19 protein-coding genes are annotated in these 22,477 nt (G+C 63.0%); 14 read left to right on the top strand and 5 right to left on the bottom strand.

The window, feature by feature from the left end:
* Positions 1-98: 98 nt before the first annotated feature.
* A complete protein-coding gene (locus ACSBQS_RS22825; RefSeq protein WP_033645336.1) occupies positions 99-722 on the top strand; it encodes a LuxR C-terminal-related transcriptional regulator in 624 nt (207 codons plus the stop codon).
* Positions 723-801: 79 nt separating this feature from the next.
* Entirely contained in the window at positions 802-2,295 is a 1,494-nt protein-coding gene (locus tag ACSBQS_RS22820; protein WP_033651776.1) for a PLP-dependent aminotransferase family protein, read from the top strand.
* On the opposite strand, the gene ACSBQS_RS22815 is transcribed toward ACSBQS_RS22820, so the two are convergent.
* Positions 2,292-3,206, bottom strand: a complete 915-nt coding sequence (locus tag ACSBQS_RS22815; RefSeq protein ID WP_342165065.1) for a DMT family transporter — start codon at positions 3,204-3,206, stop codon at positions 2,292-2,294. The genes ACSBQS_RS22820 and ACSBQS_RS22815 overlap by 4 nt on opposite strands.
* Positions 3,207-3,503: 297 nt before the next feature.
* Here ACSBQS_RS22815 and ACSBQS_RS22810 point away from each other — a divergent pair, with 297 nt between their 5' ends.
* From ACSBQS_RS22810 to ACSBQS_RS22800, 3 genes are read left to right on the top strand one after another with little or no spacing between them, the layout of a single operon-like run.
* Positions 3,504-4,742: an SrfA family protein gene (locus ACSBQS_RS22810; RefSeq protein WP_197666846.1), complete on the top strand. Its 1,239-nt coding sequence runs from the start codon at positions 3,504-3,506 to the stop codon at positions 4,740-4,742.
* Complete coding sequence (locus tag ACSBQS_RS22805; RefSeq protein WP_182074194.1) at positions 4,742-7,687, top strand: virulence factor SrfB; 2,946 nt, start codon at positions 4,742-4,744, stop codon at positions 7,685-7,687. The genes ACSBQS_RS22810 and ACSBQS_RS22805 overlap by 1 nt, the downstream gene beginning before the upstream one ends.
* Positions 7,684-9,876 carry a virulence factor SrfC family protein gene (locus tag ACSBQS_RS22800; protein ID WP_434991361.1) on the top strand — a complete coding sequence of 731 codons (2,193 nt, stop codon included), beginning with the start codon at positions 7,684-7,686 and terminating at the stop codon, positions 9,874-9,876. Before ACSBQS_RS22805 ends, ACSBQS_RS22800 begins: the two co-directional genes overlap by 4 nt.
* Positions 9,877-9,909: 33 nt before the next feature.
* Here the strand turns inward: ACSBQS_RS22800 and ACSBQS_RS22795 are convergent, their stop codons facing one another.
* A complete protein-coding gene (locus tag ACSBQS_RS22795) occupies positions 9,910-10,809 on the bottom strand; it encodes a LysR substrate-binding domain-containing protein (protein ID WP_123062028.1) in 900 nt (299 codons plus the stop codon).
* Between the two features lie 141 nt (positions 10,810-10,950).
* Here ACSBQS_RS22795 and ACSBQS_RS22790 point away from each other — a divergent pair, with 141 nt between their 5' ends.
* From ACSBQS_RS22790 to ACSBQS_RS22775, 4 genes are all read left to right on the top strand, one after another.
* Positions 10,951-11,961: an aldo/keto reductase gene (locus tag ACSBQS_RS22790; RefSeq protein WP_047026514.1), complete on the top strand. Its 1,011-nt coding sequence runs from the start codon at positions 10,951-10,953 to the stop codon at positions 11,959-11,961.
* A 53-nt stretch (positions 11,962-12,014) separates the two neighbouring features.
* A complete protein-coding gene (locus ACSBQS_RS22785) occupies positions 12,015-12,812 on the top strand; it encodes an SDR family NAD(P)-dependent oxidoreductase (RefSeq protein ID WP_033645342.1) in 798 nt (265 codons plus the stop codon).
* Positions 12,813-12,848: 36 nt separating this feature from the next.
* Positions 12,849-13,265 (top strand): SRPBCC family protein, encoded by a 417-nt coding sequence (locus tag ACSBQS_RS22780; protein ID WP_047026516.1) that lies wholly within the window; start codon positions 12,849-12,851, stop codon positions 13,263-13,265.
* Between the two features lie 144 nt (positions 13,266-13,409).
* A complete protein-coding gene (locus tag ACSBQS_RS22775; protein WP_342165000.1) occupies positions 13,410-13,829 on the top strand; it encodes a VOC family protein in 420 nt (139 codons plus the stop codon).
* Here the strand turns inward: ACSBQS_RS22775 and ACSBQS_RS22770 are convergent.
* Positions 13,826-14,509 carry a Crp/Fnr family transcriptional regulator gene (locus ACSBQS_RS22770; protein WP_047026517.1) on the bottom strand — a complete coding sequence of 228 codons (684 nt, stop codon included), beginning with the start codon at positions 14,507-14,509 and terminating at the stop codon, positions 13,826-13,828. The genes ACSBQS_RS22775 and ACSBQS_RS22770 overlap by 4 nt on opposite strands.
* Positions 14,510-14,667: 158 nt before the next feature.
* Here ACSBQS_RS22770 and ACSBQS_RS22765 point away from each other — a divergent pair, with 158 nt between their 5' ends.
* Positions 14,668-15,609 (top strand): nucleoside hydrolase, encoded by a 942-nt coding sequence (locus ACSBQS_RS22765; protein ID WP_033645346.1) that lies wholly within the window; start codon positions 14,668-14,670, stop codon positions 15,607-15,609.
* Between the two features lie 9 nt (positions 15,610-15,618).
* Positions 15,619-16,611, top strand: a complete 993-nt coding sequence (gene add, locus ACSBQS_RS22760) for an adenosine deaminase (protein WP_069100681.1) — start codon at positions 15,619-15,621, stop codon at positions 16,609-16,611.
* A 29-nt stretch (positions 16,612-16,640) separates the two neighbouring features.
* On the opposite strand, the gene ACSBQS_RS22755 is transcribed toward add, so the two are convergent.
* Positions 16,641-17,840, bottom strand: a complete 1,200-nt coding sequence (locus ACSBQS_RS22755; protein WP_434991360.1) for an NAD(P)/FAD-dependent oxidoreductase — start codon at positions 17,838-17,840, stop codon at positions 16,641-16,643.
* Between the two features lie 300 nt (positions 17,841-18,140).
* Between ACSBQS_RS22755 and pitA the strand changes: the two genes are divergently transcribed.
* Entirely contained in the window at positions 18,141-19,643 is a 1,503-nt protein-coding gene (pitA, locus tag ACSBQS_RS22750) for an inorganic phosphate transporter PitA (protein ID WP_033645348.1), read from the top strand.
* Between the two features lie 73 nt (positions 19,644-19,716).
* Here the strand turns inward: pitA and uspB are convergent, their stop codons facing one another.
* Positions 19,717-20,052, bottom strand: a complete 336-nt coding sequence (uspB, locus tag ACSBQS_RS22745) for a universal stress protein UspB (protein WP_004930978.1) — start codon at positions 20,050-20,052, stop codon at positions 19,717-19,719.
* A gap of 433 nt (positions 20,053-20,485) precedes the next feature.
* Here uspB and ACSBQS_RS22740 point away from each other — a divergent pair, with 433 nt between their 5' ends.
* Positions 20,486-21,259, top strand: a complete 774-nt coding sequence (locus tag ACSBQS_RS22740; protein ID WP_033651782.1) for an SDR family oxidoreductase — start codon at positions 20,486-20,488, stop codon at positions 21,257-21,259.
* 94 nt (positions 21,260-21,353) lie between these two features.
* Positions 21,354-22,262 (top strand): LysR family transcriptional regulator, encoded by a 909-nt coding sequence (locus ACSBQS_RS22735; RefSeq protein ID WP_033645350.1) that lies wholly within the window; start codon positions 21,354-21,356, stop codon positions 22,260-22,262.
* Positions 22,263-22,477: the final 215 nt, after the last annotated feature.

The raw sequence follows: 22,477 nt of genomic DNA, 5'->3' as shown, positions 1-22,477 counted from the left end.
TCCCAGGGAAATCAGGAAAACGACCGGCGCGCGAACGCCGGCGATGGGCCGTCACCGTTTGCTCCGGCGCGGCGCCACGGCTTTTTAAGGAGTCACCCATGCCAGATATTCGCTTCACGCTGTTCGACAGCGATAACTTCTACCAGCAGGGGCTGCGTCTGCTGCTGCAGGACTATCTGCACTCCCTGAACGAATGCCACCGCCGGTACCCGCAGTTCTCGCCGCTGGCGCTGCAGGCGTTGGATAACATCGAAATCGTGTTCCGCACGCCGGAAGAGCGCTGGGGCTGCGCCTGTTGTTATCAAAGCCCTCACGGCGTTCCGCGCCAGCGGCAGCTGACCCTGCTGATCCTCGACGACGCGACCCAGCAACAGGTGAAAAACCTGCCGCCGCTGTTCAGCATCCATCGGCGCGATTCGGCCTACGCCATTCGCCTCAAGCTGCAGATGGCGTTGGAAAAGTTCATCCTGCATCCATGGGTGGCGCTGCACGCCGCCGGCCAGTGGAAATGCCAGGCTTGCCGCATCGCCGCGCTCAGCCACTGCGAGAAAAAGGTGCTGGGTTTGATGAGCAGCGGCATGTCCGCCTGCAGCATCGCCGGCCTGCTGCAGCGCAGCCAGAAAACCATCAGCGCCCATAAGCGTTCGGCGATGCGCAAGCTCAACGTGCGTAAAAACAGCGAGCTGAATAAGGTGCTGCTGAATCAGCGCGGGCTGAGTTGACTGACAACGGACTCGCGAGTGCCGACAGAGTGGTTTACTCTGAATACTCATTTTTGCACTGCACAGCGAGCCGGAATGCATGCCCAGAACAGCCCAAGTCGTTGACGTCCCCGCCCTCGGCGAGATTGACCGCCAAGCGGGGCAGCTAAGCCACCAACTGGCGCAGGCACTGCGCCGGGCCATCCACAAAGGCGATCTGAAAGCGGGCGATCTGCTGCCTTCGACGCGCCGGCTGTCGGCGGCGCTGAATCTGGCGCGCGGCACGGTATTGGAGGCGTTTGCTCAACTGACGGCGGAAGGCTTTCTTGAACCGCAGCCCGGCTCCGGCACCCGGGTCGCCCACTATCAGGCGCCGCGCCGCACGCCACACGCCACGGTGCAAACCGCTCCGGCCACAGCCGTGCCGCTTTCTTCACAGGCGCAGCATCTGGCGCGCTTTGCCGCCCAGGCGCGGGCGCTGCCGTCGGTGCCATTCACCGTGTCGGTCCCGATCGGCGATACCGCGCCCGACGATATCTGGCGGCGGCTCGGCAACCGCATCCGGGCGCGCGGCCCCGGCGCCCCGTCCGGCTATGGCGATCCGTTGGGCGCCCTGCCGCTGCGCGAAGCCATCTGCGATTATGTGCGCCGTTCCCGCTCGGTAAACTGCACGCCGCAGCAAATCCTCATCACCGCCGGCACCCAGCAGGGACTGTATCTGGCCGCGCAGATCCTGTTGGACGCCGGCGACAGCGCCTGGGTCGAGGATCCCGCCTACGCCGGCATCACCGCCCTTTTTAACAGCCTGTTTCGCGATCGGCACATGATCAGGGTGCCCGTCGCCGACGACGGCATCGACGTTGCCGCCGGCGTGCGCCTGGCCGCCGACGCCCGCGCCGCTTTTGTCACGCCGTCGCATCAATATCCGCTGGGCATGCCGATGAGCATGGCGAAAAGAAGCGCCCTGCTGGCCTGGGCCAGAGAACGGCAGGCCTGGATCGTGGAAGACGATTACGACAGCGAGATGCGCTACGCCGGCCACCCGTTCCCTTCGCTGCAAGGGTTGGCGCCCGAGCGGACGCTCTATCTCGGCACCTTCAGCAAGGTGCTGTTCCCTTCGCTGCGATTGGGTTACGCCATCGTGCCGCCGCCGCTGGTCGACGCCTTTTGCGGCGCCCGGATCCTGATGGATCGTCACCCGCCCAGCGCGGATCAACACGTACTGGCCGCCTTTATCGCCGAAGGGTATCTCGACCGGCATATCCGCAAAATGCGCGGCGTCTACGCCGAGAAACGCCGGGTGCTGATCGAGACGATCAACGCGCGCATCCCGGCCGAATTGGGGAGGGTGCAGCCCTGCGATCAGGGCATGCACATGGTGCTGTGGCTGAGGAAAGATCTCGACGACGTGCAGGTCGCCCAGCAGGCCAACGAAGCCGGATTGGCGCTGCGGGCGGTATCGCCGATGTATGCGCCCGGCCACGGTGAGCCGGGTCTGGTGCTGGGGTTGGGCGGTTACGATGACCGCCAGGTGCAGCAGGCGGTAGAACGGCTCGGCGAGGTGATCCGCGCCTGCGCCCGCAACGGGGCCTAGCGAGAAAAGCGCTTGGCGCCGAACACGCAAGCCACCACGCCGGCCATCACGGCGATCATCATCGGCTGGACGGTTTCCTGCAGCAGCCAGCCCGCCAGCGCCAGGCCGAAGAACGGCTGCAGCAGCTGCAATTGCCCGACGGCGGCGATGCCGCCCTGCGCCAGGCCGCGATACCAGAAGATAAAGCCGATCCACATGCTGAACACCGAGACGTAAGCCAGCGACAGCCAGGCGGCGCCGCTGACGACGGGCCAAGCGGCCGGCGCCGCCCACCATGCGGCCGCCAGCGTCCACGGCAACGCCGCCACCAGCGCCCAGGAGATCACCTGCCAGCCGCCGATCCGGCGCGACAGCACCGCGCCTTCGGCATAACCCAAACCGCACAGCAGCACCGCGCCGACCATCAGCGCATCTCCCTGCCAGGCGCCGCCGCTCCCCTGGCTCAGCGCGAACGCCCCCACCAGCGCGGCGCCAATGCCCGAAAAAGCCCAAAAAGCGGGCTTGGGGCGCTCACCGCCGCGCAAGACGCCAAAACCGGCGGTCGCCAGCGGCAGCAGGCCGATATACACCAGCGAATGCGCCGAGGTGGTGTGCTGCAGCGCCAGCGCCGTCAGCAGCGGAAAACCGATGACCACGCCGAGCGCTACAAACAGCAACGGCGGCAAATCGGCCCGAGTCGGCCGCGCCTGGCGAGTGATCCGCAGCGCGCACAGGGCCAGCAAAGCGGCGATCGCCGCCCTGATCGCCGTCAGAAACAGCGGATCGAGCTCCAGCACCGCCACCCGGGTGGCGGGCAACGAGCCGCTGAAGATAATCATGCCGAGGAAACCGTTCATCCAGCCCTGAGCCGAATGCCCGACGGCGGGATGAGCAGGGGTAACAACAAGCGTTTTTTCAGACTGACTGTCCATCATGCGAATGCTCCGCACGCCTGAGGCATACCGAAATCGGCAACCCGCGAGGCGAGGTCATAGTGAAAGAGAACATCGTTCCCCGGCGTCGCTTGCCGGGGCTGCGTTCTATTTTTCAGATAAAGCGGTTCACAGACAGGTCCAGATAGCGAGATTTTCACTGTGCCGGTTGCCAAAGTGCGCCGCTAACGTCAAAGAAGGGCGTTTTTCGGGCTGTCCTTGGCCGTTTGGCGGCATCGCCGGCGGGGTACCATCGACTTTTATGCGTTTTTGCAGAACAGGACAAGGTGCGGCGCCGTGGTGAAACCCTTCTTACGCAGTGGCAGTTTGGATGATGTGCTGGCTTTAGGCGAAAACGGGCAACCGATCTACGCCTGCGCGCAGCAGCTGCGGGAAACCCTGCGTCTTCGCCGACAGCAGCAGGCCGCCGACTGTCTGGCGATCCCCCAGCCGAACGAAAGCGGCACGCGCATCGACTGGTATGCGCCCTTTCCGGGCAAGGTGACCTCCTGGCTGGCGGCAAGCGATGCCCAGCGCGCGCAGGCGGTGCGCCACCTGGAACACTGTCTGGCGACCTTCCGCAGCCTGACCGAACAGACCCGGGCGACCGATCACCCCAGCCACCGCCTGTTCGGCGCGCTGCTGGCCAAAGCGATGCATATTCCCGATCCCAACCACGTCTACCTGGTGGACGATCGGCCGGTGCTGACCTTTTGGGGCTTTATCAAACCGCAGGCGCAGAGCCCGGACGATCCGTTAGCCTGCCTGCGCCCGCTCGAATCGGAAGTGGAAAAACCGGCGCCGATCGCCGCCGCGCCGCGCAAACCGGCCGTTGTCGAACCGGTAAAACCGGCCCCGGCCGCCGAGCCTGAACCGGTGCCCGCCCCGACGGCGCCCGCCGAATCCCCCGCCGTTGTTCGCCCGCGTCGACGCCACGCGCTGTGGCTGTTGCCGGTACTGCTGCTAGGCAGCGCGGCGCTGGCCGCCTGGCTGCACCGCTCACCGCCGCCGCAACCGGCGATGCCGGCTGAGGTGCGCCCTCCGGCACCGCCGGAAAAAACCGCCGCGCCGTTGCCTGAGCTGCGCTTGCCGCTGGCGCATGCCACGCTGATGCCGCCGCCCCCGGCGCCGGTCATCCCACAGCCGGCGGACAAAAATGCGCTGGTGCTGCCGCCCGAGGCGGTGAAGGCCGGCTCCACCCGTTTCCTTAACGGCAAATGGCGCGCCACGGTGGCGCTGAAAGATCCGATCACCGGCAAGCGCCCCAGCCTGCAATACCGCCTGAACGCGGGCAAAGGCAGCGCCGTCATCGCCTACGGCGACGGCGTCACCTGCCGGGTGGCGGTCGAGGCCGGGCTAATGCAGTCCGGCAATCTGGTGATCAACAGCCGCACCAAAGCGCGCTGCAGCGACGGCAGCCGCTACCAGATCCCGGAAATCGTCTGCCGCCAGGGCGAGACCGGGGCCGCGGAATGCACCGGCCGCTACGATGCGGACACCACCTATCCCATGACGTTCAAGCGCGAGAGTAAATGATGCTGGCACCCCTTACGGACTACAAACACGGCATTACGCTGATTCAGGACAGCGGCATTCAGTTTATGGACTTTGCCCTGACCCCGCGGCTGGACGCCGAGTTTCCCGGCAAATTCGTGCGCAAGACCGCCAGCGGCCCGCTGCTGCGCCTGCAATGGGAGGCCGAGAGCGGCAAATATCAGCTGCCGGCCGAGGGCGGGCAAGCCGCCGAAGTGGTGCGGCCGGAGTTCAGCTACCCGCTGCAGCAGTCGCTGCGCCTGCTGGATAAGCTCTGGCTGCCGTTGCCGTTCTTGCGCTATACCGCCTCGGGGATATTTTTGTCAGGCCCGGATAACTGGGCTCGCCTGCAGGTGGTGCAACTGGATGAACCGGATCAGGACGGCAACCTGCTGCGGGTGGTGCTGGCCTTCGATACCCGCGCCGCCGTGCCCGGCCAGGAAGCGCTGGCGCCGGGCGAGAGCGATCTCGGCGCCGATCTGAGCTTCGCGCTGGCGCACCGCAACCACGAGCTGGGCGAGTTCCTCGATCTGACCTGGGTGGACGGCTGGCTGCGCGAGGCGTTCAGCCAGCGCGCCGCCGAGCGGGAACAGCGCGCCGAGGCGGAGATCAACGCCGGGCTGAAAACCTTCGAGTATCAGGCGCACTACCTCAACCTATTGCACATGCTCGGCCATCAGCTGACGGTGCCGCAGATAAAAATGGCGGCGGCGACGCTGCAACAGCCGGCGATCGACGTCGATCTGGTGCTGGACGTCGGCAATTCTCACACCTGCGGCGTGCTGGTCGAAGACCATCCGGAAGAGAGCAACGGCCTGAAGCAAACCTATGAGCTGCAGCTGCGCTCGCTGTCCGAACCGCATCACGTCTACAACGAACTGTTCGAGAGCCGGGTGGAGTTTTCTCGGGCCGCGTTCGGCAAGCCGCATCTGTCCTTCCAGAGCGGACGCGACGACGCCTTCCAATGGCCGTCCATCACCCGCGTCGGCCGTGAAGCCGCGCAATTGGCGCAGCGACGCGAAGGGCATGAAGGCACCACCGGCATCTCCAGCCCGCGCCGCTATCTGTGGGACGAAGAGCGTTATGCGCCCGGCTGGCGCTTCAACGAGCGTCACGAGCCGATGGCCGCCGCCGCGCCGTTGACCACCTTGATCAACGACGAGGGCGTGCCGCTGTCCGCCCTGCCGACGGCCGAACGGCTGCCGGTGTTCGCCGCCCATTACAGCCGCAGCGCGGTGATGAGCCTGATGCTGAGCGAGCTGTTGGCGCAGGCGCTGATGCAGATCAACAGCATCGCCCAGCGCAGCCGCATGCCGAACGCCGCCGCCCCGCGCCGTTTACGCGCCATCATCCTGACGCTGCCGTCGGCGATGCCGAAGCCGGAGCGCGAGATCTTCCGCCGCCGCATGCAGGAAGCGATCGGGCTGGTGTGGAAAGCCCTCGGCTGGCACCCGCAGGATGCGCCGTTCGACGGCGCGCACACTCGCTTCCCGGCGCCGCAGGTGCAGATCGAGTGGGACGAAGCCACCTGCGGCCAGATGGTCTATCTGTACAACGAAACCCAGGTGAACTTCGCCGGCCGCACCGACGCCTTCTTCGCCGCCATGGCTCGGCCCGATCGGCCGCTGACGCCGGGTGAACAGCCCGGCAAGACGCTGCGCATCGCCTCCATCGACATCGGCGGCGGCACCACCGATCTGGCGATCACGCACTACTCGCTCGATGACGGCGTAGGCAACAACATCAAAATCAACCCGCGCCTGCTGTTCCGCGAGGGCTTTAAGGTCGCCGGCGACGATATCTTGCTGGACATCATCCAGCAGTTTGTCTTGCCCGCCGTGCAACAGGCGTTCGAGGCCGCCGGCGTGAGCGCCGCTGCGGCGCTGATGGACAAACTGTTCGGCAACGAAGGGCGCATGGACGGGCTTTCCACCCTGCGTCAACAGGCCGCGCTGCAGATCTTCATGCCCGCCGGACGCGCGCTGCTCGCCGCCTATGAGCAGTACGATCCGCTGGACAGCCGCGCGGAAATCGCCGCCGGCCTCGGCGATCTGCTGCCGCAGCGGCCGACGCCGCAGGTGCTGGCGTTTATCAACGGCGAAGTGCAGCGCGAAGCCGACAGCGACGCCTTCGATATCCTGCACACCCCGCTGGTGATCCGTCTGGCCGACCTGCACGCCGCTTTCTTGTCCGATCGCATCGGCATCGGCCGCTGTCTGCGCCTGCTGGCCGAAGTGGTGGCGCTGTACACCTGCGACGTGTTGCTGCTGACCGGCCGCCCGGCGCGCTTCCCCGGCGTGCAGGCGCTGCTGCGCCATCTGCAGCCGCTGCCCGCCAGCCGCATTCTGCCGCTCGAGGGCTACCACACCCGCAGCTGGTACCCATTCAACAAACGCGGCCGCATCGACAACCCGAAATCCACCGCTGCCGTGGGCGCCATGCTGTGCCTGCTGGCGATCGATCTGCGGCTGGAGAGCTTTTACTTCAACGTCGGCGATTTCCAGCCCTACTCCACCATTCGCTATCTGGGCATGCTGGACGGCAACAACATGCTGGCGGACGATAACGTCTATTACCGCGACATCGATCTGGATCGCGCCGATTTCGCGCTCGATCCCGCCGGCAGCTTCCAGCTGCGCGGCCCGCTGCGTCTGGGCTTCCGCCAGCTGGACAACGAACGCTGGCCGGCCTCGCCGCTCTATACGCTGACCATCAATGACGCCCAGCTGGCGCGCAAGCTGGCCGGCGACGCGGTGATCGGCCTGCGGCTGGCCATCACCGCCAGCGCCGAGCAGGGCGCCGAGAGCGTCAAGATCGCCCAGGCGCTGCTGGCCGACGGCAGCCCCGTCCCGGCGCACCACCTGCAACTGAAACTCAATACCCTGGCTGCCAGCGCCTCCGGTGCGACCCACTACTGGATAGACAGCGGGAGCATTTACCCACGATGAACACGCAAACCCTCGCCCCAGCGGCTCCGAATAACGCGCTCAGCGCCGGCATTTTGCAGGCGATCGACTGGGTGGACGCCGCACGCCGTCACTCCGCCCGCCTGGAGCGGGAAGCCGATCGGCTGATACAGCGTTTGCGGCGTTGCCATAACCGCGCCGCACTGTTGGAAAACACACGGCCTGCGCAGGTCGCCATCGGTTTATATGGCCACAACGCCGCCGCCAAAGCCCATCTGTTGGCGGCGCTGGCGCCCGGCGCGAAACGCTTCGACGCGGACCTTTCGCTCGCGGTGCGCTACTGCACGGCGGCCGAGGCGGGGCCCGCCGATTATCCGATCGCCCTCGCCTTGCTCGATGAAGCGCAGTGGTTGGCCATGACGATTGACGCCGCCGCGATGAGCGGCTTCCGCACGGACTGGGACGCCCGCGCCATCGCCGACCACCTGCAAGCGCTGACGCGCCACCGACAGGCGATCGCCATCGATGGCCTCGACGGCAATGCCGTACTGGCGCTGTGGGACAGCCTGCGCCGCCACGGCGACAAAGAGCAATCCACGCTCGACAGGCACTTCTGGCCGCAGGCGGTGACGCTGGCGCCGCAGTTGAGCATCGATGACCGCGCGCGCCTGTTTGCGCCGCTGTGGGGAGAGGAAGCGACGCTGACGGCGCGTTACCGCCAGCTGGCGCACGCGTTGCAGGCGCTCGACGGCAGCAAACGGGTTAATGCCCCGCGCCGTGCGTTGGCGCTGCTGACCGCAAGCGCCGCACCGGAAAACGCCACGATCGCCGTCATGACCGAAAACGGCGATCAACGGGAGATCGCACTGAGCGATCTGGCCTGGCTGACCGCAGAAGTGACCACCCTGCTGCCGCAGACGACGCAGGCAGGCTTGCCCGCCGACGTGGCGCTGATCGACCTGCCCGGCAGCCGCATCTGTCCGCAGGCAGAGCCGGCGCAGCGTCTGCAGCAGGCGAAGCGCGCCCATTTACTGGCCCGTTGCGCCGACGGCCTGCACGCCAGCCTGCTGCTGGTGACCGATGCCGCCGCCACGCCGCAGGACGCCGCGCGCGTCGGCCAGGCGCTCGCCGATTGGGTCAACCACACCCAGGGGGAAACCCCGGCGCTGCGCCAGCGCCGCAAGCCCGGTTTAATCTGGGCAATCACGCCGTTCGATCTGCGTCAGGAAGGCAAAGCGCGGCCCGACGATGCCGTCCAGCGTCAGGTCGGCGAGCCCGGCGACAGCTGGGCCACGCTGCTGGCGCTGGATGAACAGGACTGCCGCCGGATGGTGAACTACCTGGCTGCACAGGCGCGCCCGGCCCACAAACAAGCGCGCTTGCTCGAACAGCGTGAAGAGTTGCAGCGCGAACTGACGGAAAGCCTGCTCGGCAACTGGCTCTCCGTCGCCGATCCGCACGCGGCGCAGCAACGCGCCCAGCAGCTGTTGCGCGCGTTGCAGGCGCAGGCCGGCCGCCACGGCGAACTGCTGGAACGGTTGCTGCCCCAGCGCGATACGCTGCGCCAGCTTTATCAGCAACAGCAGCATACGACGCCGTCCCAGACGACGCCGACTTCGCCGTTTGGGCTGGATATCGATCTGTTCGGTGCGCAAGACCCTGCGGCGCCCGGCGAGCAGCCCGCATCGCCTTTCGCCGCGCGGATCTTCGCCGACTGGGTCAACCATCTGCGCGCGCTGCCTGACAGCCGCCGGTTGCTGGATCTGCTCGGCGTCGACAGGCCGCACCTCGAACTGCTGGTCGATGCGCTGATCGGCGCCGCCTGCCGCCTGCGGCTCGACGACGAACTGGAGCGCACGCTGTGCGCCGGGAGCTTGCCGGAACAGGGTGAAGATCGGCAGATCAGCCAGGCGCTGGCGCTACTGGGCGACTTCGTCGCCTGGCTCGGCTTCCAGCGGCGCGACGCGGCCACACGCCCCGAGAGCCGCGTCAATCCCGGCCAGCCGATCTTTACCCCGCCGCCGCAGCCGGCGGTGGACTGGAGTGGCCAGCAGCGGCTAACCCGGCTGGCGCCGACGCCGACCAAAAATACCGCGTTTTATATCTATGACTGGCTGATCGGCCTGCAAACCCTGCTGGCGGAGAATGCCGCGCAGGCGCAGCCCGCGCTGGCAGACGAGCAGCGCGCCGAACTGGCGGCGATCGTCGCGGCCCTGCGCGCTGCGCCGTAGTGGGCGCCATCCGGGCCGGACGCCGCCGCGCGATCAGTGGCAGGCCGGCCCGGCCGACATCACTTCGCGAAAGTGGGTGACCAGCGGGCGCAGGTTGGCCTTGTGCCACACTGCCCACAGCTGCGTGGTGTATTGCATCCAGGGCAGCTCGCGCAGCACCACGCCCTGCGGCGCGTTATGCCGCAGGCTGTGCTGGATCAGCGTCATCCCCAACCCGGCGGCGACCAGCCCCAGCGCCGTCAGCGGCTCGCCCGCTTCCAGCCGAATATCCGGATCGAACCCGGCCTTCACGCAGGCCGCCACGAAATCGTCGCGCGAATGGGCATCCTCTTTGTGGATCACCGAGATCCAGGCCTGATCGGTGAGATCCGCCGGCTGCAGCGTTTCACTGTCCGCCAGCGGATGCGTCTGCGGCAGGGCCAGCAACATGCGATCGTCCAACACCTGCGTATAGTCCAAATCCTGATCGTCGCGATCCGGCGCCGTATTGACCAGCGCCACGTCCAGGCTACGCTGCCGCAGCCCTTCCAACTGCATGGAAGAAGGCTGGCTGTAAAGCACGATGTGCACATCCGGCCGGGACACCCGCAGCGACCGCAAGGCGTTCGACAAGACGCCGGAGTGCATCGCATTTTCGATATAGCCGATGCACAGCCCGCCGTCTTCACCCCGCCCCAGGCGGCGTCCGAGCGATTCGAGCCGGTTGGCGTGCGTCAACAGCGCGCGGGTTTCGGCCAGAAACGTCTGGCCGTCGGCGGTCAGGCGAATGCGCTGCTGATTGCGCTCAAACAGCATCAATCCGAGACGTTCCTCAAGCTGGGAAATCTGCCGGCTCAGCGGCGACTGGGAAATGTGCAGCCGTTCGGCAGCGCGGCCGACGTGCTCCTCTTCCGCCACCGCGACGAAGTATTTCAACTGACGTAAATCGATCATGTGAGACCTCAAAGGACTTAACTTAGACAAATTATGTCCTATCAAGTCACAACTTGCCACGCTATCTTTAGCCTCGTGACGGGGCAGACGCACTGTGCGCCCCCCAATTTCCCTGAAAAGATAACGTATTGAGGACCTGACATGAGCATCAGAAATATTTTACCCGGCAAGATCGGTTTGGGCGGCGCACCGCTCGGCAATATGTTCCGCAACATCCCGCAAGACGACGTGCAAGCCACCGTCAGCGGCGCCTGGGATCTGGGCATCCGCTACTTCGACACCGCGCCGCTCTACGGTTCCGGCCTGTCGGAAATCCGCATGGGTGAAGTGCTGTCGCACTACCCACGCGACGAGTATGTGCTGAGCACCAAAGTGGGCCGCATCATGCTGGACGAAGAAGAAGACACTTCCGCCCGCGATCTGGGCGAGAAAGGCGGTTTGTTCGAACACGGCTTGAAGAACAAAATAGTCAACGACTACTCCGCCGACGCCACGCTGCGTTCCATCGAAGACAGCCTGAAGCGCCTGAAAACCGACCGCCTGGATATCGTCTGGATCCACGATCCGGCCCAGGATTTTTACGGCGACAACTGGATTGAACAGTTCAACATCGCCCGCACCGGCGCTTTCCGCGCGCTGACCCGTCTGCGTGAAGAAGGGGTGATCAAGGCCTGGGGCCTCGGCGTCAACCGCGTCGAGCCTTGCGAACTGGCGCTGGGCCTGAGCGAAACGCAGCCGGACGCCTTCCTGCTGGCCGGCCGTTACAGCCTGCTGGATCATGAACGCGCGCTGCAACGTTTGATGCCGGAAGCCCTGGCGAGCAACGTCGACATTGTCGTCGGCGGCCCTTACAACTCCGGCGTGCTGGCCGGTGGCGAGCACTACGAATACCAGAAAGCATCCCCGGCGGTGCTGGCGAAAGTGGCGCAAATCAAAGCGATCGCCGCTCGCTTCCAGGTCGACGTCAAAGCCGCCGCGCTGCAGTTCTCGCTGGCTAACCCGGCGGTCGCCGCCGTGATCCCCGGTTCGAGCCGCCCTGGCCGCATGGCCGAAGATCTGGCTGCGCTGGACGCCGTTATCCCGGCTGAATTCTGGGCCGAAATGCGCCGTCAGAAACTGGTGGCCGACAACGCGCCGCTGCCGATTCGTTAAGTTTTATGGGGCCGCATGGCCCCATTCACCCCATTAACTCGATGAGATACATGATGAAACTGGATCTTTCAGGCAAAGTCGCCGTCGTCAGCGGCTCCACCTCCGGCATCGGCCTCGGCATCGCGCGCGGGCTCGCCAAAACGGGCGCCACCGTGGTGATCGTCGGCCGTCAGAAAGCCGGGGTCGATAACGCCATCGCCGACATCAGCGCCAACGTGCCCGGCGCGCAGGTGCGCGGCGTGGTCGCCGATCTCGGGACGGAACACGGGGCTGCAACCCTGTTCGCCGCGGAACCGAGAGCCGACGTGCTGATCAACAACCTGGGCATTTTCAACGATAACGACTTCTTTACCGTGCCCGACAGCGAGTGGATGCACTTCTATAACGTCAACGTCCTCTCGGGCGTGCGGCTGGCGCGCCACTATGCGCAGAGCATGACCGAGCAGGGTTGGGGACGCATTATTTTCGTGTCGTCCGAATCCGGCGTCGCCATCCCGGCGGACATGATCAACTACGGCGTCACCAAAAGCGCCAACCTGGCGGTGTCTCACGGCCTGGCGAAACGCCTCGCCGGCACCGGCGTGACGGTCAACGCCATCCTGCCGGGGCCAACCTTTACCGAAGGCCTGCAAGACATGCTGGCGGATGCGGCGGCCAAATCCGGGCGCAGTGCACGCGATCAGGCCGACGAGTTCGTTAAAACCGAACGTCCAAGCTCCATCATTCAGCGCGCGGCGGACGTTGATGAAGTGGCCAACCTGGCCGTTTACCTCGCGTCTCCGCTGTCTTCGGCCACCACCGGCGCGGCGCTGCGCGTCGACGGTGGCGTCGTAGATACGCTAGCAATGTAACCCTGTACCCGAAACCGATATTAAGAGAGAAAGAAAATGGCTACTACATCCGTCTCAATGGACATCCCGGCATCCGCCGACACCGTATGGCAACTGATCGGCGGCTTCGACGCCCTGCCTGACTGGCTGCCGTTCATTCCGAAAAGCGTCATTTCGCAAGGCGGCCGCGTGCGCACTTTGACCACCGCCGACGGCGGCACCGTCATCGAGCGGCTGGAAGCGTTCGATAACCGTCAACGCAGCTACAGCTACTCCATCATGCAGGCGCCGTTCCCGGTGGTGAATTACCTGTCCACCCTGTCAGTGCACGCCACCGACGACGCCAACGTGGCGCGCGTGGAATGGTCGGGCAGCTTCACGCCGGTCAACATCAGCGACGACGAGGCCATCGCCCTGTTCAGCGGCATCTACCAGGGCGGCCTGGATGCGCTGAGCGGTAACTTCCCTCGTTAACGCTTGAACACTCAAGCCCCACGGCCGATGGCTGCACCCATCGGCCGTTTTTTTTTGGTTTGGCCGCGCGAAGCGGCAACGCCGCGAAACAGGATAAATCCGCCATCGCCGCTTATGCTGTAAAGGAGATGTTCATTTAAGGAGATGACCGTGCGCCCTTTCAACCTGCAACAGTTGGATCATGTGGTTCTGCGCGTGCGCGATATGCAGAACAGCCTGCGTTTTTATACCCAGATCGTCGGCTGTGATATCGCCAAACAGCGACCGGATTTGGGGCTGGTGCACCTGCGCGCCGGCGCCTCCATGATCGATCTGGTGGACGTCAACGGCATGCTAGGAAGAAAAGGCGGCATGCCGCCCGATGCCAGACAGCAGAACGTCGATCACTTTTGCCTGCGCATCGATCCGTTCAACGAAGACGCGTTGCTGACCTACCTGCGATCGCAGGGGATCGACGCTGATCCCGCCGAATCGCGCTACGGCGCGGAAGGCGACGGGCCGTCCATCTATTTCAGCGATCCGGACGGCAATCGCGTGGAATTGAAAGGGCCGGCGCTCGATTAACCGCTTTGGTTACCTTCGATAGCAGACAGCCGTTGGCGATCCGTCACCCGCAGTGATTTGTTTTTAAACTGAATGATGCCTTCCGCCGCGAGCTGCGCCAACGCGCGGCTTAGCTGTCTGACGGAGATGCCCAATCTCGCCGCCAACGCCTCCCGGTTTTCCAGCTCAATCAATTCCCCTTCGCTCTTTATCTTGAATAATAAAAATTTTCGCAGTTTATATTCCGCCGTCAAAACGCCGTTCGCATGCAGCAAGGAGGAATGCAGCAGCTTATTGCTCAATTGCCGGCAGATAAAGGTGAGAAACGCCGGGTCGCTCAGGGCGTGATTGTTGATGACCTCTATCGGTGCCGCGAGAAGCAGCGCGTCGGTCACCGCCTGCACGGTGCTGAACAGCGTGCGCTGCGCCTGGGAGAACAGCTCCAGATCGCCAATTACCGAGAAATCCGTTTCGAAGGAAAAGACAATGTGCGCACCATTCACATCAAAATTCTCAACCTGCAATTTTCCCTGCACGAGAAAAAACAGGTGGGTCAAACGATCGCTTTGCGTCACCAGGTATTCGCCGGCTTCGACGCTCACCAGGCGCAGTGCGGCGAGCAGCGTGGGCGAAAGCGCCGTTTGCATATCGTGAACCTCAATGAACGCTTCTTTTAGCTTGCTGTCACCGACCGTTTTCAAGGCGATTCACTCCCAAGGCTCATCCTTAAACGTCTTGCCTCCTCGCTTTCGACTGCGTTCAGCATAGCCGACGCGCTTCAGAACGAAAAAGGACATCTGACCTTTTTTGCCTTGGGCCGCCTGGGTATTTTCTCCGTACCCCCTACGAGGAGATTGCCATGCGACACATTCTGATAGACACCGATACCGCTTCCGACGATGCCGTTGCGCTGCTGATGGCGTTGCGCGAACCTGGCGTGAAAGTGGAAGCGATCACCGCGGTCGCCGGAAACTGCCCGCTAGAACACTGCGTCAAAAATGCGCTCATTTGCGTGGAAAAAGCGGGAACCTATGCTCCTCCGGTTTACGCCGGCATGGCGAAACCACTGTTTCGCACGCGCTATCACTCGCACCATATTCACGGTGAAGACGGCATGGGCGACATGGCCTTGCCGACCCCACGCTTGGCCGTAGAACCCGTTCATGCCGTGGACGCCATCATCGACTGCGCCGCACGGCTCAAGGGCGAGCTGGAAATCGTCACCCTGGGGCCGCTGACCAATCTCGCGATGGCGGTGCTGAAAGCGCCCGCGCTGGCCGAAAAGGTGAAGCGCGTGTATGTCATGGGCGGTTCCGGACTGACGCCCGGCAATATCACCCCGCTGGCCGAATTTAATTTTTACGCCGACGCCGAGGCTGCGCATCTGGTGCTCACTGCCGGGCTGCCGCTCACTCTCGTCGGCTGGGAGATCGGCATGGGGGAAGCCTTTATCGACGAACGCGATATAGAACGATTGAATAACCTCGGCGAACTGGGACGCTTTGCCGTGCGCTGCAATCGCGCGCTGATGGCGTTCAACGCACGGCGCACCGAACGCAAAGGGTTTGATTTGCCCGATCCGACCACCATGGCGGTGGCGCTCTATCCGGATATCGTCGAGACCAGTCTGGAAGCGTATTCATGGGTAGAATATAAAAGTGAGAGGTCTTACGGCCATTACGTCATCGATTCCACTCAGCTTACCGGCGAACCGGCCAATGCGCGCGTGATTACCCGCATTAAGCCCGGCCTGTTTAAAGAAAAACTGTTCTCGTTGTTATCTCAGCCGTTAATGAAATAAGTGACCCGCATGAAATTCGATCCAAGAAAATTGAAGAAAGTGGAATTACACGTCCATTTGGATACCTGTTTAAGCTACCACTATTTAAAAAAGGTCGACCCGCAAATAACCAGAACGGCATTTAATCGGCAATTTGTCGCGCCGAAACGATGCGCCGATCTGGGGGACTTTCTAAGCAAGATAGCGCCGCAAATAGATCTATTGCAGACAAGCCAGGCGATAACGCTGGCCGTCGAGGACTTATTCGCGCAGTTGGCGGCGGATAATGTCATCTATGCCGAGCTGCGCTTCGCGCCGCTGCTGCATACCCGGCTGGGGTTAAGCGGTGAAGCGGTGGTCGAGACGGTGCTGGCGGCCATGCATAACGCCTCGCGGGCTTACGGCATCGCCGCCGGGCTGATCCTATGCACGCTGCGGCATTTCGACGCGGCCGCCAGCCTGCAAACGGCGAAGCTGGTTATCGATTATCAGGGAAGCGGCGTGGTGGCGCTGGATTTGGCCGCCGATGAAGCGCGTTACCCGCTGACCCACCATGTGGCGGCCTTTCGCGCCGTGCGTGCCGCCGGCGGCAACGTCATCGCCCACGCCGGCGAGGCGAAGGGCCCCGACAGCGTGCGGGAGACGCTAGATAGGCTGCAGGTGTCACGCATCGGCCACGGCGTCAGAAGCATCGAGGACCCTGCGCTCGTCGAGCGCCTGGTAGCCACCGGCGTCCTGCTCGAGATATGCCCCAGCTGCAATCTCACCTGCAATTTGTTCGACAGCATCGACGATCATCCGATAGATCGGCTGAAAAAGTGGGGGGTGCGGCTAAACGTGAATACCGATGCGCGCACCGTCGTCGATACCACGCTGAACAAGGAGTACCAGCTGTTGCATGACGCCTTCGGCTGGCAGGATGACGATTTTAACCGCAGCAACCGACAGGCGCTGGAGGCGAGTTTTCTCGACGGCGATACTAAAATTAAATTAATGAGTCAGCTCAATGCCGGGTCGATGTGACCCGGCGCGTTTCAAGGCCAAGCGGCGTTTTACCGCCCCTGCGCCGCCAGCGCCTGGGCGCAGGCCCAGGCCGAACTCCAGGCCCACTGGAAGTTGTAACCGCCCAGCCACCCGGTCACGTCCACCACTTCGCCGATAAAATAGAGCCCCGGCGCCTTGTGGGCTTCCATCGTCTTGGAAGAAAGTTCGTTGGTGTCGACGCCGCCGAGCGTCACCTCCGCCGTGCGATAACCCTCGGTGCCGTTCGGCTGCACGCGCCAGTTCTGCAACAGATCCACCAGCGCCGCCTGTTGCGGCGCATTCAGCTGCTTCAGCGTCGCCTCCGGCAGTTGTCCCAGGGTCTGCAAGCATTCCACCAGCCGCTTCGGCAAGTGCAGCGCCAGGGTGTTTTTCAGGCTTTGGTTCGGGTGCTGCAGGCGCTGTTCATCAAGGAAGCCCGCCAGATCAAGCTCAGGAAGTAAGTTAATGCTCACATACTCACCCGGTTGCCAGTAGCTGGACAGCTGCAATACCGCCGGGCCGGACAGGCCGCGATGGGTGAACAGGATGCTTTCACGGAAGCTGACGCCGTTCTCGGCGGTGATCACCGCCGGCACCGACACGCCGGACAGCGTTTGCACATGCTCCAGCAGCGGCTTATGCAGGGTAAACGGCACCAGCCCGGCGCGCGTCGGCAGCACCCTGAGGCCGAACTGCTCCGCCAGCTTGTAACCGAACGGCGAGGCGCCCAGCCCCGGCATGGATAATCCGCCGCTGGCCACCACAAGTAAGCGAGCACTTACTTTTTCGCCATTCAGCGCCAGCTGGTAGCCGTTCTCGGTTTTCTCCACGCCCAGCACTTCGCTGCGCAGGCGCATCGTCACCTGGCCCAGCTCGCACTCTTTGACCAGCAGATCCACCACCTGCTGCGCCGAATCGTCGCAGAACAGCTGCCCCAGCGTTTTTTCATGGTAGGCGATGCCGTAACGGTTGATCAGATCGATGAAGTCCCACTGGGTGTAGCGCGCCAGCGCCGACTTGCAAAAATGCGGGTTGTTCGACAGATAGGCCGCCGGTTCGGCGTACATGTTGGTGAAGTTGCAGCGCCCGCCGCCGGACATCAGGATCTTGCGGCCCGGTTTTTTGCCGTTGTCGAGCAGCAACACGCGGCAACCGAGTTGCCCCGCCTGCGCGGCGCAAAACATGCCGGCGGCGCCCGCCCCAATCACTACGACATCAAACTGTTCCACCTGAGCCTCACTTATCAAAACCACAATCGCGACAAAAGAGCGCCATATTACGCCGTTTCGCCGCCGGTCACCGCCAAATTCACGGCGGCAGATTGTAAAGCCCCCGCGCCGCCAACGCCATAGTAAGAAAATATTACAGAGGTCAGAGCAGATTAACGCGTTGATATTCCATATTTTTGTTATAGACACACCACCATTTCGTCATGTCCAAATCAAAAAAACGTCATATTTTCCTTTTCCCCGGCACCGGTTGTCACTGATAATGCGCGGCGTTCATGTCCACAAACTGGCGTAACGCTTATGCTGCATTTGTTCGCTGGCCTGGATTTCCATACCGGCCTGATGTTAATTCTCGCATTGTTGTTCGTGTTGTTTTATGAAGCCATCAACGGTTTTCATGATACGGCCAATGCGGTCGCTACAGTTATTTATACCCGCGCCATGCGCTCGCAACTTGCGGTCGTGATGGCAGGTTTGTTCAACTTTCTTGGCGTAATGCTCGGCGGTTTGAGTGTTGCTTACGCCATCGTCCACTTGTTGCCTACCGATCTGTTGTTGAACGTCAGTTCAGCACACGGATTAGCCATGGTCTTCTCCATGCTGTTGGCGGCAATCATCTGGAACCTCGGCACCTGGTATTTCGGTCTGCCGGCGTCCAGTTCCCATACGCTGATAGGCGCAATCATCGGTGTCGGTTTAACCAACGCCCTGATGACCCACACTTCGGTCGTGGATGCGCTTAACGTCCCGAAAATGATTGGCATTTTCCTTTCTCTGCTGTTCTCGCCGCTGGTCGGCATGATGGTGGCGGGAGTGATGGTGTTCGCCTTGCGCCGCTATTGGAGTGGCACCAAGAAACGCCAGCGTATCCACATGACCCCAGCGGAACGTGAAAAGGTCGACGGCAAACGCAAGCCGCCGTTCTGGACCCGTATCGCGCTGATCCTGTCGGCGATTGGCGTCAGCTTCTCGCACGGCGCCAACGACGGTCAGAAAGGCATCGGCCTTATCATGCTGGTGCTGATCGGCGTTGCCCCGGCCGGCTTCGTGGTCAATATGAATGCAACCGGTTATGACATCACCCGTACGCGTGACGCCGTGACCCACCTGCAGCAATATTACCAGCAGCACGGCGACGCGCTGTCGCATGCGGTGTCGTTGACGCCGCTGGTGCCAAGCCCGGATGACGAAGCCACGCCTGGCAAACCGGCCGAGTTCCACTGCGACAGTTCGCGCGCCATGCCAGCGATCGAGCTGGCTCAGGGCATGCTGACCAACCTGCAAAGCTACGATCAGTTGACGGTTGAGCAGCGCAGCCATTTGCGCCGCCTGCTGATGTGCGTGACCGACACGGCGGATAAAGTCGCCAAGCTGCCGGAAACCTCATCCGCCGACCAGCGCTTCCTGAAGAACCTGCGTCAGGATCTGCTGCAGACCGTCGAGTACGCGCCGATGTGGATCATCGTCGCCGTCGCGCTGGCGCTGTCGCTCGGCACCATGGTGGGCTGGAAACGCGTAGCCACCACCATCGGCGAGAAGATCGGCAAGAAAGGCATGACCTACGCCCAGGGTGTATCGGCCCAGATGACCGCGGCGCTGTCGATCGGCGTGGCGAGTTATACCGGCATGCCGGTCTCCACCACCCACGTTCTCTCTTCGGCGGTTGCCGGGACGATGATCGTGGACGGCGGCGGCGTGCAGAGCAAAACCGTGAAGAACATCCTGTTGGCCTGGGTGCTCACCCTGCCAATCTCGATTCTGCTTTCCGGTGCGCTGTATTGGGTCGCGTTGAAGCTGATCTAAGCGACAAGCATCATGAGGAAGGCGGCCGCATGGCCGCCTTTTTTTTGCCTGCATCAAGGGAAACAGAAAGGCATTAATACCAAATCATCATCGCTATCAGGCAGATGACCACCAGGCCGCACAGGGCCGAAGTCAGCATAAACTGCCCGCGCACCCGCTCGCAGCGGCGAATAAACTCCGGATCGTGGTGCTCGACATAGCGCTGCGCGAAGATATAACGCACCAGCCTCAGCTGCTTGCTGGGTTGGCCGTGGGCGGTAAAGAAGCCGCCGCCGTCGACATATTGGTACAGCAGCGGGTCACAGCCGCGCAATACCACCAGCAGCGCGCGCAGAGAAGAGTAATACCGCACCATGTTAACCACACACACCACACACAAGGCCCAAAACAGCGCGACGGTACTGATCATGATTGCCCCCTCAAGGCGTTGTTATCCGCGGCCATCCGCCGGGTCCAACCGCCCTACCTCATTACCCGATACTCTGCTGGAGCTTACCGCTCTCATCCCCTTTTTTGCCTGCACGGGCCACGCCCATAACCCACCGCCTCCGAAGACGTTGCCGCACCGCACGATGAGATTTGCACGGCATGGTTCTACTCAGAGGAGAAATGATGAGGCCCACATCCATCATTGTAGGTTAATGAAACGCAAACTGGCCTGAGCAGTGGATAAAATTTACCGCCCTGTGCCGAAAAGTCACCTGCCGGGGCGTTATAAGCGATAACCGCCCGTTTTCGATTAGGCTGTTTTTATGGATAGTCTATCCCGCGCCACGCCGCTGATCTTTCCTCCCAGGCTGGCTAGACTCAGGTTTCCGTTACGCTTATCCAAGGAAACTGTTATGGCAAACCATTCAATCAAGGGAAAAACCGTCCTGATCGCCGGCGGCGCCAAGAACCTCGGCGGGCTGATCGCGCGCGATTTGGCTGAGCAAGGCGCCAAAGCGGTGGTGATCCACTACAACAGCGCCGCCTCCAAAACCGAGGCGGAGAAAACCGTCGCCGCCATTCAGGCCGCCGGGGCGCAAGGCGTCGCGCTGCAGGCCGATCTGACCACCGCAGGCGCGGTCGAGAAGCTGTTCGCCGATGCTGTCGCCGCCGTCGGCAAGCCGGATATCGCCATCAATACCGTCGGCAAGGTGCTGAAAAAGCCGCTGATCGACATCAGCGAAGCCGAGTACGACGAGATGACCGCGGTCAACGCCAAAACCGCGTTCTTCTTCCTGAAAGAAGCGGGTAAGCACCTTAACGACAACGGCAAAATCTGCACGCTGGTCACCTCGCTGCTCGGCGCCTTCACGCCGTTCTACGCCGCTTACGCCGGCACCAAAGCGCCGGTGGAGCACTTCACCCGCGCCGCCGCCAAGGAGTTCGGCGAGCGCGGCATCTCCGTGACGGCGGTCGGCCCCGGCCCGATGGATACCCCGTTCTTCTACCCGGCGGAAGGCGCGGACGCCGTGGCCTACCACAAGACGGCGGCGGCGCTGTCGCCATTCAGCCAAACCGGCCTGACCGATATCGAAGACGTGGTGCCGTTCATCCGTCATCTGGTCAGCGACGGCTGGTGGGTAACCGGCCAAACCATCCTGATCAACGGCGGCTACACCACCAAATAAACCCGGCGGGGGCACCGCACCTGCTCGCGCGCAACCGCGCCATGCGGCTACACTCTCTGTCAGAAACGGCGCCAAGGAACAGCAGGTCAACGAGATGGACAGATTCAATCAATACCGCGTATTCGTGCAGGTGGCGGAGATGGGCAGCTTTATCCGGGCGGCCCATGCTCTGGAGGTGCCGCGCGCCTCGGTGTCCGCCGCCGTTCAGCAACTGGAAACGCAGCTGGGCGTGCGCCTGCTGCACCGCACCACACGGCAAGTGCGGCTGACCGCCGACGGCGAACAGCTGCTCGAACGGCTGCGCCCGCTGCTGGCCGAGGTGGAAGATATCGATCAGTCGTTTCAGGCCAGCCAACGGCAGGCCTCCGGGCGGCTCAGCGTCGATGTGCCGAGCCGCATCGCCCGTCGGCTGATCGCGCCGGCGCTGCCCAGCCTGCTGCGGCGCCACCCTCATCTGCAGCTGGTGCTCGGCTCCGCCGATCGCGCCATCGATCTGGTGCAGGAAGGGGTCGACTGCGCGGTGCGCGTCGGCGATCTGCACGACAGCAGCCTGGTGATGCGCCCACTCGGCCATATCGCGCTGATCAACTGCGCCAGCCCCGCCTACCTGAGCGAATTCGGCCATCCTCTTCATCCCGCCGATCTCGCCGAGGGGCACTGGAGCATCGGCTACGCCTCGCCCAGAACCGGCCGCGAATCCCCCTGGGAATACCTGACCGGCGACGGCCACACCCAGCGGCTCGACTTGCCCAGCCGGGTGGTGGTCAACAACGCCGAAAGCTATATCGCCTGCTGCCGCGCCGGGCTGGGATTGATGCAAATCCCGCGCTACGACGTGCAACATCTGCTCGACGCCGGTGAACTGGTGGAAGTCCTGCCCGGTTACCGCGCCGCCTCCATGCCGATCGCCCTGATCTACCCCCATCGCCGCCAGCGTTCCCGCCGTTTGGCGGTGTTTCATGAGTGGTTTGAAAGCCTGCTGCAACCGCATCTGGAGCGCTGATTGCACATTTAGCGCTATACTTTGTTTAATAACGCTTATAATTCAAGCGGTCAGACCGTTAAAACCCGCATAACCCTTAGGCTTTTTCGCCGCGCGGGTGTACAACGAAAGGTATCGTGCGCAGAGATTTTCGATGCGGCGCAGTGTGATCGCCCCAACATATCATTGCGTTATCCGAATGATACTATGGAACCAAAAGCGCCAGGCGGGTACAC

Source organism: Serratia sp. H402Y, from assembly GCF_051172415.1.
Taxonomy (GTDB): Bacteria; Pseudomonadota; Gammaproteobacteria; order Enterobacterales; family Enterobacteriaceae; genus Serratia; species Serratia ureilytica.
The sequence above is the reverse complement of the archived record's forward strand: the minus strand, read 5'-3'. Positions and strand labels throughout refer to the sequence as shown.